Below are 13,707 nucleotides of genomic sequence, written 5' to 3'. Positions count from 1 at the left end.
TGCGGTATCCCGCAGCACTTTTCCTCCAGTAAGACGTTGGCCGATCATAGATGCGAGCTTTCCAGATTCTGATCGATGGCTTTGCCATCAGCGCCCTCTACGCTCTCGGTGCCACCGGCTTCACACTGATCTTCGGCGTCTCCGGCGTGCTCAACCTCTCCCACGGTGCCATCATGGTGGCGGCAGCGGTGGCGGCCTGGGCCGCCGCCAGCGTGCTGGATGTGGGGACCTATGCCGGCGCGCTGATCGGGGTCGGCGTCGCCCTTCTCGCGGCGTTCGCCACCTACTTCGCGGTGGTGAAGCCGATCCAGGATTCCCGGCGCATCCCGAACGAGGAGAAGGAGATCTTCGTCCTCACGGGAACGCTGCTCTGGGGCATCATGATCCAGGAGCTGATCGCCTATTTCTTCACCAATAACGCGAAGACCGTGCTGCCGATCGTCGAGGGCGTCGTCGAGATCCTCGGCGTCCGCACGCCCAAGAACGAGATTTTCACCGCGATCGTGTGCTGCCTCGTCATCGCGCTGCTATGGCTGCTGGTAAATCGCACCCGCACCGGCAAGGCGGTGCTGGCGGCCTCGATGAACCCGCGCGGCGTCACCCTGCTCGGGCTCGAGCTCACCAACATCTACATCGTGGTGTGGGGGATCTACGGCATCCTCGCCGGCATCGCCGGCGTGCTGCTCGGCATGTTTCTCGGCGTCAGCTCCTACAGCGTGGGGCCGCTGACCGCGAGCGCATTCTCGATCGTGGTGCTCGGCGGTCTCGGCAGCGTCTCCGGCTCGCTGATCGCGGCCTTCGTGGTCGGCTATCTCGAAACGCTGACGGCCTATCTGGTCTCGCCGGCCTACCGCACCATTCCGGCGCTGCTGCTGCTCGTGTTCGTGATGTACATCCGGCCCCAGGGCCTGCTGGGGAGGCGCTGAGATGGCCGGCTTCTTTACCTCGCGCCTGTTCTTCGTCTCACTGGCGCTCGTGATCATCGCAGCCACGCTGCCGCTCTACGTCTCGGGCTACGTGCTCGGGCTCCTCACCGTCGCATTTTATTTCGGCGTGTTCGCGATGGCCTGGGACCTGCTGTTCGGCTTCGCCGGCGAGGTCAATTTCGGGCCGACCTTCCTGATCGGCGTCGGCGCCTACACGGCCGGCATCCTCAATGCCCAGTTCGGCTGGTCGGTCTATCTCTGCATCGTGCTCGGTGCGCTCGCCTCCGTCGTCGCAGGGCTGGTGCTGGCACTGCCGGCGCTGCGCGTGCGCGGGCCGTATTTCGGCCTGACCACACTGGTCGCGGTCCTGATGCTGCAGAACTTCATCGTGGTGTTCGCCGATCTCACCGGCGGCGAGATCGGCCTCACCATTCCTGACGTCATCACCATCAGCGCCGGCGCCAATTACTGGATCGCGCTCGGCTTCATGACGATCTCGGCAGCCATTCTCTACGGCCTGTCGCAATCGCCGGTCGGGCTGGTGCTGCAAGCCAGCGGCCAGGATCCGGTGCAGGCCGGCGCGCTCGGCTTCAACATCGTCAAGCACAAGCTTGCCGCCTTCATCGTCAGCGCGTTCTTCTCTGGATTGTCCGGCGCGCTGCTGGTGTTCTACTTCGGTACCGCGTCGGTCGGCACCGTCGTCGACGTCGCGGTCGGCGTCAACGTCATCGTCTCGGCCGTGCTCGGCGGCCGCCGCACCGTGCTCGGCGCTGCGCTCGGCGCGATCTTCCTGATCGTCGCCGGCGAATTCCTGCGCCCGACGGGCGAGCTTGCGACCTTCATCGTCTCGGCGGTCGCGCTTCTCGTCGTGCTGTTCTTCCCCGGCGGCTTCCTCGGAGCGGCCCTCTCGCGCGAGGCTCGCTCGTAATGGACCAGAGGCTTTCAAACCGCCCCGTGCTCGAAGTCCGCGGCCTGACCAAACGCTTCGGCGGATTGACCGCGGTGAAGAACCTCGGCTTCGAGGTCAATAGCGGCGAGATCTTCGGCCTGATCGGACCGAACGGCTCGGGTAAGTCCACCGCGATGAAGAGCGTGATGGGCATCGAGCGCCCGACCGCAGGCGAAGTGATTTTCGAAGGCGAGAACGTCGCCGGCCTGCCCGCGCACAAGATCGCGCGCAAGGGCTTTGGCATGGTGTTCCAGCACTCGCGGCCGCTGAACCGGCAGACCGTGCTGGAGAACATCATGGTGGCGCTGCTGCCGGACAGCCTGTTCATGCTGTTTCCGGACAAGGCGCTGGTCGAGCGCGCCAAATGGATCGCCGATCGTGTCGGGTTGGGCAGCGTGATGAACCGCCGCCCGCCGACGCTGCCCTTCGCCGATTTGCGCCGGCTCGAACTCGCAAAAGCGATCGCACGTGACCCAAAAGTGGTGCTGGTCGACGAGCCGTTTGCCGGCCTCACCCGCGCCGAGGTCGACGTATTCTCCGACCTGATCCGCAGCTTTCGCGACGAAGGCCGCGCGGTGATGCTGGTCGACCACAACGTCAAGAGCGTCGCAGCGCTGGTCGACCGCGTGCTCGCGATGTATCTCGGCGAGGAGATCGTCACCGGCAAGGCCGACGACGTCATGAAGAACGAGACCGTGCGCAGGGTCTATCTCGGCGGCGCCATCGAGACCCATGCACGGCCCGAGACCGGCTTCAAGGACAAGGTGCCGCTGCTCCAGGTCGAGAATGTCAGCGTCTATTACGGCAAGGCGCAGGCGCTGGAGAACGTCTCGATCCACATCCACGAGGGCGAGTTCGTCTCCGTCGTCGGCCTCAACGGCGCCGGCAAGACCACGCTGTTCAACACCATCTCCGGCTTCTTGCCTTATACCGGCGAGATCATCCGCGGCGGCGAAAAGCTGCGCGGCACCAGCCCGGCGAAGATCGCCCGCAGCGGCCTCGTGCAGTGCCCGGAATCGCGGGAACTTTTCGGCGAGATGAGTGTGCGCGAGAACCTCGATCTCGGCGGGCAACATCTCACCGACGACAAGCGGGCCGCCCAGCTCGCCTGGCTGTTCGAGCTGTTCCCGATCCTGAAGGAGCGTCAGGGACAGCTGGCGCAGACACTGTCCGGCGGCGAGCAGCAGATGCTGGCGATCGGCCGCGCGCTGATGATGCAGCCGCAGATCCTGATCCTGGACGAGCCGACGCTGGGCCTCGCGCCGGTCATCCTCGAACTGTTGTCCAAGGCGCTGGAGAAGCTGCGGCAGACCACGTCGATCACGGTGCTGCTCGGCGAGCAGAATGTGACCTTCGCGCTGCCGCATGCCGACCGCGTCTATGTTCTCGAGCATGCAAGGATCGTCTGGGAGGGCGATCCCGGCCGCTTCGCCGCGGAGGCCGGCGCCGACTTTCTCTAATTCGCGCATACCAACAACAAAACAAGGAAAGGGAAACGACCATGCGATCATCGAGCATTTTGAGCTCTGGCCTCCTCACCTCCGCGCTGGCGCTGTGCCTCGCCGCCCCCGCCTATGCGCAATCGGGCGCCCCCATCAAGATCGGCGTCATCGCCGAAGTGCAGTCGATCGCGGGTGCTGCCACACCCGGCGGCGCGCAGATTGCCGCCGACGAGATCAATGCCAAGGGCGGCATCCTCGGCCGCAAGATCGAGATCGTTACCTATGACAACAAGAGCTCCTCGGCCGACTCGGTGCGCGCCTTCCAGCGCGCGGTGAGCGAGGACAAGGTCTCCGCGGTGATCGCGAGCTATATCAGCGAGGTCGTGCTCGCGCTCGAGCCCTGGGCAGCGCGCCTGAAGATGCCGCTGATCACGCCCGGCGCCGCCTCGAACGAGATCACCAAGGCGATCCACAACGACTACGAGAAGAATAAGTACACCTTCCACGGCTACCTGACCTCGGCCGCGCAAGCGCAGATCGTCTGCGATGCGGCCAAGGATCTCCTGGTCGACAAGATGCACATGAAGACGGTCGCGATCATGAGCGAGGACGCCGCCTGGACCAAGCCGCTCGATGTTGGCTACGAGGCCTGCCTGCCCAAGGCCGGACTGAAGGTGGTCGAGCATGTGCGCTTCTCGCCCGATACCACCGACTTCACGCCGATCTTCAACAACATCGAAGGCAAGAAGCCCGATGTGATCGTCACCGGTATCTCGCATGTCGGCGTGCAGCCGACGGTGCAGTGGAAGAACCAGCAGGTGCCCATCCCGATGTTCGGCATCAGCGCGCAGGCGCTCAGCCCGACCTTCTGGAAGGACACCAATGGCGCCGCCGATGGCGTGCCGTCGCTGGCCGTCGCGACGCCTGATGTTGCCGTCACCTCCAAGACAAAGCCGTTCGCGGCCGCCTTCACGGCCAAGTTCGGCACGCCGCCCGCCTATACCGGCTACACCGCCTATGACGACGTCTACATCATCACCGACGCGATCAAGCGCGCCGGCTCGACCGATCCCGACAAGATGGTCGCCGAGATGGAAAAGACCGACTTCGAAGGCACGATCGGCCAGATCAAGTTTTACGGCAAGGACGACGAGTTCACCCACGGCGTCAAGTCCGGTCCGGGCGCGGTGACCGGCCTCGTCTTCCAGTGGCAGGACCAGAAGCAGGTCGTGGTCTGGCCGGAGAAGATCGCGGAAGGCAAGCTGAAGTTTCCGAATTTCGTGAAGCTGTCGCAGTAAGAAAGCGGAACAAGGCCACCGCAACGATGTGATGCCCGGGCAGAAGCGCGTCCTCGCGCTAGATGTCCCGGGCATTTCATCTCTCGCTCGATGTGCCCTTGAAGTGAAGCCCGCTTGCAAATTCGGCAGGGTCGATCACAGTAAGGGGGTACGCAGGCAGCTCCAAGAATCTGCGGCCATCAAGGAGGACGCATGCTCCCTTATGTCGCGCACGACCCTCGCTTCGAGCGGCTGGTGATCGGCCATGTCAATCTCGAGAAACTCACCAGCGGTTGCCGCTGGGCCGAAGGCCCCGCCTATTTTCCCGCCGGGCGTTACCTGATCTGGTCCGACATTCCGAACAACCGGATGATGCGCTTCGACGAGACCGACGGATCGGTGTCGGTGTTCCGCGCGCCGAGCTTCAATTCCAACGGCAACACCACCGATCGCCAGGGGCGGCTGGTCAGTTGCGAGCATTTCATGCGGCGCGTCACCCGCACCGAGCACGATGGCTCAATCACGGTGCTGGCGGATGCGTTCGAGGGCCGCCGGTTGAATTCGCCCAACGACGTCGTGGTCAAGTCTGACAATTCGACTTGGTTCTCCGATCCGACTTACGGCATCGACAGCGACTATGAAGGCCAGCAAAGTCCATCCGAGATCGGCGCCTCCAACGTCTACCGGATCGACGGTAGCTCTGGCGCCATCACGCGCGTCGTGTCCGACCGGGTGCAGCCTAACGGGCTGGCCTTCTCGCCGGATGAGAGCCGGCTCTATATCGCCGACACCGGCGCGACCCATGTCCGCGGGCTGCCGCCAACGATCTGGTCCTATGAGGTCAAGGGGCCGACCGTCGGAGAGGCCTCGCTGTTTGCCACCTGCCCGGACGGGCTCTATGACGGCTTCCGCTGCGACATCCATGGTAACATCTGGACGTCGGCGGGCCGGAGCGTGTTCTGCTACGCCCCCGACGGAACGCATCTCGGTACGATCCCGATCGGCGAGATCGTCGCCAATGTCTGCTTCGGCGGCCCGCGCCGCAACCGCCTCTACATCTGCGGACAGACCTCGCTGTATTCGATCTACCTCAACACACGGGCAGCGGTTTAGGGGAGCGATCGCAACCAGAGCAGACGTGTCGCGTCAACTCGTGACGCGTTCACCGCGCCCATAGACCAACAGCATGAAGATGATGACAAGGCCGTAGATCACCTGGCGGCCGGCCTCGGGCATGTCCATGATCGACAGCACGCTGTTGAGAAGCACGATCAGCACGACGCCGATCAGCGTCCCGAGATAGCGGCCACGGCCGCCGAGGATGTTGGTGCCGCCGATCACGACCGCCGCGATCGATGGCAGCAGATAGGCATCCCCCATGCCCTGATACGCCTTGGTGGAGTAGCCGGCGAGCAGCACACCGGCGAGCGCGGCCGCGACACCGCACAGGACGAAGCAGATCACGGTGATGCGGCGGGTATCGACACCGGCCAGATACGCGGCTGCCTCCTTGTTGCCGATGGCATAGACGTATCGGCCGAGCCTCATGCGCTGCAGAACAATCGTGACGAGTACCGACACGGCGATCCAGACAAACAGGGCGTTGGGAATGCCGAGCGTGCGGTCGGCCGCGAGCATCCGCATCAGGTCGGTGGCAGTGGTCTGCGGCGCGTAGCCGCCGGTGTGGGCAACCATCAGCCCGCGCATCACCGCGTTGACGCCAAGCGTGAAGATCATCGAGGGCACGCGCAGATACGCAACGCCGATGCCGTTGATGAGACCGACCAGAAGCCCGACCCCGAGCCCGACCGGAATTGCAAGCGGACCGCCGATCGATGTCGCCATCATCGCGGCCGCGGCAAGCGTCCACGGCACCGACAGGTCGATCTGGGCGATCAGGATCACCATCATCATCCCGGCGGATACGATGCCGAGGAAGGCGCCGATCTGAAGTTGCTGCAACAGATAGGCCGGTGAGAGCAGCGGCGCGCTGCCGAAGCGCGCAAAAGTATAGATCGTGCCCGCCACCAGGATGACGAGGATGAACAGGGCCGCGATCAGGATCGGGCGGTCATCGCGCGAGAGACTGAGGGAGGCCGAACTCATCGGAACAGCTCCAGCGTGTTCTTGACGCGCAGCACGCCGAGCGCGCCAATGCTGACCGCAGCCAGCAAGATCAGACCCTCGAACAGCGGCTGCAACAGCGGGGCGATGTCGAAGATGCGGAAGAAGAACGAGATGACTCGCAGTACCATGGCACCGAAGATCGAGCCGATCGCACTGCCGGTCCCGCCAAGCAGCGAGGTCCCGCCGATGACGACGGACGCGATGGAATTGAGCGTGTAGGCGCCGGCCTGCGGGATGTCGGCATTGCCCGAGGATGTCTGGATCGCGAGGAACAGGCCGCCACAGCCGGCGAAGAAGCCGGCGAGCGTGAAGGCCGCGATCTTGGCACGCTCGATCGGAAGGCCGGACATGTAGGCTGCGCCTTCGGCCGAGCCGACCGCATAGACAGCCCGGCCAAGCACGGAGCGGCGGAACGGCACCCACACCAGGAGCGCGATCAGGACGAGCAGCACGAACGGCACCGGGATCCAGGCCACCGGCGCAAACCAGCTAGCTGCGCCATCATCGAAAACATGGACGGTCGCGGCGAAATCCCCGAGCGAATTGGTCAGCGCCCAGTTGAGATCCTCGTCGATCTTGCCGCCCGGCGTCGGCCGCAGGAACAGCGCGATGCCGATATAGACCGCGCCGGTCGCGAGCGTCGCGATGATCGGCTGGATGCGTCCATAGACGACGATGCAGCCATTGACGAAACCCGCCAGTGCGCCGGTCGCAAGACACACGACGATCCCGAGCAGGATGCCGCTCACGCCGCCGGGAAAGGTGCCGAGGCCGAGATGCAGACCGAATATCTCGAGGTGCAACGGGCTGCCCGCCCGCTCCCGTGAGCAGATAGCTCGCGAAACACCCCACCATGGTCATGACGGCGCCCACGGAGAGATCGAGCCCTGACGCCAGCACCGGCACGGTCTGGGCCATCGCCAGCATGGCGAGGGCAAAGATCTCGTCGCCGTTCTGCACCAGAACCGCCGACGAGAAGCCCTTGGGATGGGCGAGATTGTAGAGGAGATAGAGAATGGAGAACAACAGGACGGCGGTGACGATGCCGATGTTCTGGCGAATCCGGATGGCGACATCGTCAAGCATGGGCGGCTCCGGAAGTGTCCGGCGCCGCGGCGTCGATGTTCAGCGCGCTGGCGATGATGTTGGTCTCGGTGAGTTCGTCACCCTGCAGCTCGCGCACGATGCGCCCGTCATACATGATCGCCACCCTATCGCAGCAGCCGATGAGCTCGTCATAGTCGGTGGAGTAGAACAGGATGGCGGCGCCCTGGTCGGCGAGTTCGCGCATCAGCCGGTAAAGCTCCTGCTTGGTGCCGACATCGATGCCGCGCGTGGGATCGTTGAGCAGGATGAGCTTGGGTTCTGTCATCAGCCATTTGGCAAGAACGACCTTCTGCTGGTTGCCGCCGGAGAGCGTGGCGACGGCGTCGCCGGGCGCGCCGATCTTGATCTGTAGCCGCGCGATGGCGCGTTTGATTGCATCGGTCTCGCGCGCGCGGTCGACCAGAGGTCCGGTCGAGATCGCGTCGAGCGAGGCGATCACCAGATTGTCTGATATCGACATCGGCAGCATCAGGCCTTCGGTCTTGCGATCCTCCGGCACGAGCGCGATGCCGACCGACTTCGCTGCCGCCGGAGATCCCGGACGCACTTCGCGGCCTTCGACGGTGACCCGCCCGGAAACGCCACGCAGCACGCCGAACAGCGCCAGCAGCAGGGACTTCTGGCCTTGGCCATCCAGCCCGCCGAGACCGACGATCTCGCCGGCGCCGACGCGGAGCGAAATGCGATCCAGGCTCTTGTCCCAGCTCAGGTGCTCGACGGCCAGCACCGGCTTCAGCGATGCGCGCGCGGGCTTGGGCGGATACTGGGTGGCGATGTCGCGCCCGATCATGAGCTGAACGATGTCAGCGGTCGAGCGCCTGCCCTTGTCGAAGGTCTCAATATGGCGCCCGTTGCGGAACACGGACGCGCGGTCGGCCAGCGCCTCGACCTCGTGCATCCGGTGCGAGATGTAGAGAATGGCAACACCCTCGGCCTTGAGCCGTGCCAGCATGGCATAGACCTTCTCGACGTCGGCACTGGTGAGGGCCGATGTGGCTTCGTCGAGGATCAGGAGCTGCGGCTTCTTGCCGAGCGCCTTGGCGATCTCCACCACCTGGCGGCGCGACAGCGGCAGATCGCGCACGCGCATCAGGGGATTGACGTCCTCGCATCCGATCTCGGCCAGGAGCTCCTCGGCACGGCGGCGCTGCGCCCGCGCGTCGATGAGGCCGAAGCGGCGCGGCGGCGACGCGATGGAGATGTTGTCCGCGACCGAAAGGTCGGGCATCAGCGACAATTCCTGGAAGATGCAGACGACGCCGGCGGCATTGGCCGCGGACGGTGTCGCGAACCTCACATCGGATCTGCCGAGCCGCATGGTGCCGGTATCGGGCTGGACGACGCCGGCGATGATCTTGATCAGCGTCGACTTGCCGGCGCCGTTCTCGCCCAGCACCGCGTGAATCTTGCCGCGCTCGCACGCGAAGTCGACGCCCTCGAGCGCCCGCACGCCAGCGTAGCGCTTGGAGATTCCGGACAGGGCGAGGAAGGCCGATTGGCTCAGGCCGGCGTCCGGCATGGCAGCCTCACGCAGCGGCGGCCCGGCCAAGGCCGGGCCGCAACCGGGATATCTCCGGTGCGCTCACTGGGTGTTCTTCTCGCTCTGCGACATGATCTCCGGCGCGGTGAAATTGACGCCGCACGGCGCGAACTGGTTCGGCGCAAAGAAGTTTGCGTTGAGGTCCGGCCAGTAGTTGATGCCGGGCTTCAGATCCTTGTAGGTCGCGACCGGGATCGGGATCGAGATCAGCTGCGGCATCACATTGCCCTGCAGCGCGGAGATCGCCGCCTTGGTGGCGATGGCGACCAGCGCCGGAGACTGGCCGTAGGACATGCCCTTGAGCCCGTCCTTGGCGTGATCGGCGATCTGCTTGCGGTACTCGTTCTCACCCTCGCCCGACATCGGCACGAAGGGATGCTTCGCCGACATCATCGCTTGCACGGTACCGTCGGAGCCGCCTTGCGTGAACACGCCGTCGAAATGACCGTGCACCGCGAGCGCGTCCGCCGTCACCTTCTGCGAGGTGCCGGTATCCCAGTTGCCGACCACTTCGGTGATCTTGAAGCTGTTGCCCGGTGCTTCCATGACTTCGCGGAAGCCGAGATGGCGGTCCCGGTCAACCGAATTGCCCGGAAGACCGCGGACCTCGAGGATGTCGCCCGCCTTCTTGCCGCTCTCATCGATCAGCCACTTCGCCGACATGCGGCCCATTTCCTTCTGGTCCTCGTTGACCATCATCACCTTGTCGGTGTCGAGGACGTTGTCGAAGGGCACCACGACCACATTGTTCTTGTCGGCGAGGCGGATGATGCGGTCGAAGCCGTCGGGGGCCACCGCGATGGTGACGATGGCGTCGAAGCCCTGGTTGATGAAGTCCTCCATCGCGCCGAGTTGCGCTGCAACATCGGTGCCGGTCGAGACGACCTTGAACTCCTTGATGTTCTCCTTGATGCCCGGCTGCGCGGCGAAGGCCTTTGCAGTCTTCACCATCTGGATGCGCCAGGTGTTGCCGACGAAGCCGTTGACGAGCGCGATCTTGTAGGGACCAGGCTTCTTGTCCCATTGGAAGAACTTGGTTTGGGCAGACCAGGGCTTGAAGCATCCGGGATCGGCGCCCGGACCGGATACGACCTTCGGCCCCGCCAAGGCACTGACCGGGGACAGCAACAGGCCAACGCAAGCGAGCCCCGCAAAACGAAGCGTCCACACCATGTCTCTTCTCCCTAAGCTTTTGTTTTCCACCCTAACGCGGCGCGATGGCCAGGCCGGGAATTGGGCTTCCCGTGCAATTTACCCCGCTAGGATGGCACGCAATCTCCGATGCGCACAAGCCGAATGCCGGTCGTCAGCCCGGCCTGCGGCCAGCGCGCAAGAGCGAGACCATCACGATTGCGGGAGACGATGTCGTATCCGGGCGAAGCCGAAAGCACACGCACGACAAGCGGATGTTTGTGCCCGGCATGATGCGGAGCAATCGAACGATCCGTGGTGAGGGGCCGCTGACCGGTCTCTTGCTGAGCGCTCCACAAAAAGAATGATACTCAGGGAAAAATGCTTATCTGATCACGGACGGCCGCGATTTGCCTGGTGCGGTGCATGTTGACTTTCACAAGCGCCCTCCAAATACTCGCAAAAAACATAAAACCGGTCGCAAACGACGGTTCGGAGGGAGGGATAGGATGCCGACTTCACGCAGGCAGCTGCTGAAGGGTACGGCGGCTGCCGCCGCCACACTCAGCCTCGATTGGACCCGGGCCCAGGCGCAAGCCGAGACGTTACGCATGGGCGTGATCTACGATCTCACCGGCCCGTTCGCCGCGGGGGCTCGGTCGCCTCGTCCGTCGGAACGCAAATCGCTATCGATCTCGTCAACGAGAAGGGTGGCATCGGCGGCAAGACCAAGGTCGCTCCGGTCGCCGCCGACTCCCAGAGCAAGGCCGATGTGGCCATCAACGAGGCCGAGCGGCTGATCAGCCAGGAGAAGGTCGACATCATCGACGGCGTCTTCTCCAGCGCGCATGCCGTGCCGATGGCGGCGAAGGTCGAGCAGCAGAAGAAGATCCTCTGGATCACGACCGCCGTGTCGACCGCCGTGTTCAAGGACAAGAACCTGCAATACGTCTTTCGCGCGCAGATCCACTCGGATCAATACGGCCAGGCGTTCGCCGGCTTCATCGCCGAGCATGCGAAAGCAAAACTCGGCATGGACCCGAAGGAGGTCAAGGTTGCGCTGATCCACGAGGACGGCCCCTACGGCGTCGGCGTCGCCGCCGCCGACGAGGCCTATGCCAAGGACGCCGGCATCCAGGTGGTGCTGCGCGAGGGCTATTCGGCTTCCGCGCCCGATCTCTCGGTACTCGTCACCAAACTCAAGCGCGCCAAGGTCGATGTGATCTCGCACGCCGGCTACAATCCCGATATCACCCTGTTCCTGCGCCAGGCGCGCGAGAGCGGCCTGCGCTTCAAGATGCTGTTCGGCGCCGGCGCCGGTTACAGCCAGCTCGACAAGCTGCGCACGACCTTCGGCCCCGACATCGACAATTTCTGCAACATCGATCCGGTGCCGGCCCAGTTGCTCGATCCGTCGAAGCTTGCGCCCGGCATGGGCGATCTGATCAAGACCATGGTCACGCGCTACCAGGCCAAGACCGGCGCCACCGACGTGCCGCCGCACTGCTCGATGGGTTTTAACCAGACTTGGGTGCTGCTCAACAACGTGCTGCCGGTCGCGAAAGAGAAATACGGCAGCTTCGAGCCGGAGGCCGTTCGCAAAGCCGCGCTCGATGTCGACATCCTCCCGGCGGCACCATCCAGGGCTATGGTGTCAAGTTCTTCCCACCGGGCACGCCGCTCTCCGGCCAGAACGAACGCTCGACGCCGGTGGTGATGCAGAATGCCGGCGAGCACATTTCGGTGGTGTGGCCGACCAACATCCGCACCCAGGATCCGGTATTTCCGCTGCCGAAGGGCTCGACCTACGGCACGTAGGACTTGCACGAGCGACGGCGGGGCTGTGCTCCCTCGCCCTGCTGTCGCGGGGAGAGGGCTGGAGTGAGGGGCTGTCTCCGCGCATACCATGAGAGACGGATTCGCGGAGAGTCCCCCTCACCCGGAATTCAAGCTGCGCTTGAATTCCGACCTCCCCGCAAGCGGGGCGAGGTGACATGCGGCGCGGCCAGGGGCTTCACAACACCACCCGCCGTCCCTCTTCCGCCGCCCAATAGCCGGCATAGTTCACCTTGATCGTCTCGTAGGCCAGCGCGAGATCCGACAGCGGCTGGCGCCCCGTGGCGGCGCATTCCATGAAATCCTGGATCTCCTGGAGATAGCCGCGTGTCCATTCCTCCTCGAGGCAGACATATTGCCAGCCGGTTTTGCGGTCGACCTTCTCGGTAATGTAGACGCTTGCGAGTTTCTCCTCGGACGTCTGGTAGCTCATCAGATGCGTGTTCGGAGTGATGTTGGCGAACAGCGAACCGCCGCTGGTGTAGGTTTCGATCAGATTGCGCACGCCGCCCATGATCATGTCGCCGGAGAACACGGTGGCCTTGGTCCCGTCGGAGAAGGTCGCCGTCAGCGTGCCCCAATCCTCGACATCGACGGGATTGGCCTTAAGGTAGGTCCGCTCCTCCGGCTTGAGACCGGCCGTGACGTTGCCGACATCGCCGGTGACGCTGGCAACCTTGATGGTCTCGCCACGCGCCTTCGCCTCGACCTGCTTGAGATAGAGCACGGCCGAGAGCGGATGGCAGCCCATCCGGATCAGCGAGCCGCCGCCGGTCATCGCCCATTGCGCGGCATGCGCCGCGTGCGAGCCGGAATGGCTCTCCTCGCCCTTCATGAACAGGATCTTGTCCTTTGTCGCCTTGAGGATCTCGGCGGTCTTGGTCACGGCTGGCGCATAGATCCAGTCCTCGGCATACATGAAGAGTTTTCCGGTGCGCTCGATCGCGGCACGCGTTGCGTCCATCTCCTCCAGCACGCGTTCATACATCAGCGCCTTCGGCACGTGCTTGCCGATGGGCTGCTTGTCACCGCTACGGCCGAAATAGCCGGCAAACGGCTTTTCGCAGATGACGTGCTTGCCGGCTTGCATGCTGGCGACGATCATCTCGGCATGAAGATTGGGTGGCGTGCAGATGTCGATGACATCGAGGGCGCGGTCTGCGATCAATTCCGCAAAACTGCGGTAGACCCGCGGGATGTCATGACGACGGGCAAATTCGACGACGTGATCGCCGCGCGCAGCGACCGCCGCAACCTCGACGTCGACGCCGTAGACGCGCCGGAACGCATACACATGCAGCTCCGACACGAAGCCGCAGCCGACGAGTCCGATCCTTATCCGTGCCATAGCGCTCCCAGCCCCTCGCTTTGG

10 protein-coding genes and 1 pseudogene are annotated in these 13,707 nt (G+C 64.2%); 6 read left to right on the top strand and 5 right to left on the bottom strand.

What is annotated here, in order from left to right:
• Positions 1 to 50: 50 nt before the first annotated feature.
• The 5 genes from ACTGJ9_RS15990 to ACTGJ9_RS15970 all read left to right on the top strand — a co-directional run bounded on the left by ACTGJ9_RS15990 (position 51) and on the right by ACTGJ9_RS15970 (position 5,707).
• The gene (locus ACTGJ9_RS15990; protein WP_456677836.1) at positions 51 to 926 is read left to right on the top strand and encodes a branched-chain amino acid ABC transporter permease; all 876 of its coding nucleotides are present in this window, start codon (positions 51 to 53) and stop codon (positions 924 to 926) included.
• Position 927: 1 nt separating this feature from the next.
• Positions 928 to 1,854 (top strand): branched-chain amino acid ABC transporter permease, encoded by a 927-nt coding sequence (locus ACTGJ9_RS15985; protein WP_456677835.1) that lies wholly within the window; start codon positions 928 to 930, stop codon positions 1,852 to 1,854.
• The gene (locus ACTGJ9_RS15980; protein ID WP_456677834.1) at positions 1,854 to 3,335 is read left to right on the top strand and encodes an ATP-binding cassette domain-containing protein; all 1,482 of its coding nucleotides are present in this window, start codon (positions 1,854 to 1,856) and stop codon (positions 3,333 to 3,335) included. The genes ACTGJ9_RS15985 and ACTGJ9_RS15980 overlap by 1 nt, the downstream gene beginning before the upstream one ends.
• A gap of 41 nt (positions 3,336 to 3,376) precedes the next feature.
• Complete coding sequence (locus ACTGJ9_RS15975; RefSeq protein WP_456677833.1) at positions 3,377 to 4,615, top strand: ABC transporter substrate-binding protein; 1,239 nt, start codon at positions 3,377 to 3,379, stop codon at positions 4,613 to 4,615.
• Positions 4,616 to 4,807: 192 nt separating this feature from the next.
• Complete coding sequence (locus ACTGJ9_RS15970) at positions 4,808 to 5,707, top strand: SMP-30/gluconolactonase/LRE family protein (RefSeq protein ID WP_456677832.1); 900 nt, start codon at positions 4,808 to 4,810, stop codon at positions 5,705 to 5,707.
• A gap of 33 nt (positions 5,708 to 5,740) precedes the next feature.
• Here ACTGJ9_RS15970 and ACTGJ9_RS15965 read toward each other — a convergent pair whose 3' ends face one another.
• The 4 genes from ACTGJ9_RS15965 to ACTGJ9_RS15950 all read right to left on the bottom strand — a co-directional run bounded on the left by ACTGJ9_RS15965 (position 5,741) and on the right by ACTGJ9_RS15950 (position 10,541).
• On the bottom strand, positions 5,741 to 6,700 hold the full coding sequence (locus tag ACTGJ9_RS15965) for an ABC transporter permease (protein ID WP_456677831.1): 960 nt from the start codon (positions 6,698 to 6,700) through the stop codon (positions 5,741 to 5,743).
• The gene (locus ACTGJ9_RS15960) at positions 6,697 to 7,524 is read right to left on the bottom strand and encodes an ABC transporter permease (protein ID WP_456677830.1); all 828 of its coding nucleotides are present in this window, start codon (positions 7,522 to 7,524) and stop codon (positions 6,697 to 6,699) included. The genes ACTGJ9_RS15965 and ACTGJ9_RS15960 overlap by 4 nt, the downstream gene beginning before the upstream one ends.
• A 275-nt stretch (positions 7,525 to 7,799) precedes the next feature.
• Positions 7,800 to 9,347, bottom strand: a complete 1,548-nt coding sequence (locus ACTGJ9_RS15955; protein ID WP_456677829.1) for a sugar ABC transporter ATP-binding protein — start codon at positions 9,345 to 9,347, stop codon at positions 7,800 to 7,802.
• A gap of 63 nt (positions 9,348 to 9,410) precedes the next feature.
• Entirely contained in the window at positions 9,411 to 10,541 is a 1,131-nt protein-coding gene (locus tag ACTGJ9_RS15950; RefSeq protein WP_456677828.1) for a sugar ABC transporter substrate-binding protein, read from the bottom strand.
• A 467-nt stretch (positions 10,542 to 11,008) separates the two neighbouring features.
• Here ACTGJ9_RS15950 and ACTGJ9_RS15945 point away from each other — a divergent pair.
• Positions 11,009 to 12,317 (top strand): annotated as a pseudogene (locus tag ACTGJ9_RS15945) (ABC transporter substrate-binding protein).
• A gap of 196 nt (positions 12,318 to 12,513) precedes the next feature.
• Here ACTGJ9_RS15945 and ACTGJ9_RS15940 read toward each other — a convergent pair.
• Positions 12,514 to 13,683: a Gfo/Idh/MocA family protein gene (locus ACTGJ9_RS15940; RefSeq protein ID WP_456677827.1), complete on the bottom strand. Its 1,170-nt coding sequence runs from the start codon at positions 13,681 to 13,683 to the stop codon at positions 12,514 to 12,516.
• Between the last annotated feature and the right edge of the window lie 24 nt (positions 13,684 to 13,707).

Source organism: Bradyrhizobium sp. RDM12 (assembly GCF_051917485.1).
GTDB lineage: Bacteria > Pseudomonadota > Alphaproteobacteria > Rhizobiales > Xanthobacteraceae > Bradyrhizobium.
The sequence above is the reverse complement of the archived record's forward strand: the minus strand, read 5'-3'. Positions and strand labels throughout refer to the sequence as shown.